This window comes from Paenibacillus jamilae (assembly GCF_050482105.1).
GTDB classification, from domain to species: Bacteria; Bacillota; Bacilli; order Paenibacillales; family Paenibacillaceae; genus Paenibacillus; species Paenibacillus jamilae_B.
Window position 1 is genome coordinate 1 of the sequence record NZ_JBCNHI010000091.1, and the last position, 1022, is coordinate 1022.

Below are 1022 nucleotides of genomic sequence, written 5' to 3' on the forward strand. Positions count from 1 at the left end.
CCGCACGATCTGGCGTATGTGATCTATACGTCCGGTACAACAGGACGTCCGAAGGGCGTCATGATCGAGCATCGCAGCTTGGTGAATACAGCTGCGGCGTATCGCCGGGATTATCGTCTAAACCAGTTCCCGGTACGGTTGCTGCAACTGGCCAGCTTCTCCTTCGACGTGTTCGTCGGCGATATTGCGCGGACGCTCTATAACGGCGGCACGATGGTCATCTGTCCGAAAGATGACCGCATTGATCCAAGCCGTCTATACGGCTGGATTCGTGATTATCAGATTACCGTGTTTGAATCGACTCCAGCCCTGATCGTACCGTTTATGCAGCATGTGCATGAACACGGACTGGACATGAGCAATCTGGAACTGCTGATCACCAGCTCAGACAGCTGCAGCGTGACGGACTACCGAGTGCTGCAAGAACGGTTTGGCGCAGATATCCGTATCATTAACAGCTATGGTGTCACGGAAGCAGCCATTGACTCGAGCTTCTACGACGAAGAGCTGTCGAAGCTGCCAAGCAGCGGGAATGTGCCGATTGGTCAGGCATGGCTGAACGCACGTTTCTACATCGTGGACAGCCAACTGAATCCGGTGCCAATCGGCGTACTGGGCGAGCTGTGCATCGGCGGCATCGGGGTCGCACGTGGATACTTGAACCGTGCGGACCTGACAGCCGAGAAATTCGTAGCGAACCCGTATGTACCGGGTGAACGACTGTATCGCACCGGCGACTTGGCACGGTGGATGCCAGACGGCAATGTAGACTTTATCGGCCGGATGGACTATCAGGTCAAAATCCGGGGCTACCGGATTGAGCTGGGCGAGATTGAAACGGCAATTCAGCGGGTACCCGGTGTACGCCAAGCCGTAGTCATCGACCGGACGGATGAGCGTGGGCACAAGTATTTGTGCGGGTACATCACGGGAGAAGCCGAGTTGCGGATCGAGGAAGTACAGACCGCACTGGAAGCCGGACTGCCCGCGCACATGGTGCCAGCGCGCCTGATGCGACTGGA

At 56.7% G+C, this 1022-nt stretch carries 1 protein-coding gene; it reads left to right on the forward strand.

Going from position 1 to position 1022, the window contains the following annotated elements; genetic code table 11:
* Positions 1 to 1022, forward strand: a 1022-nt coding sequence (locus tag ABEW32_RS26455) for an amino acid adenylation domain-containing protein (protein WP_430193295.1), incomplete at both ends; no start/stop codon positions are given.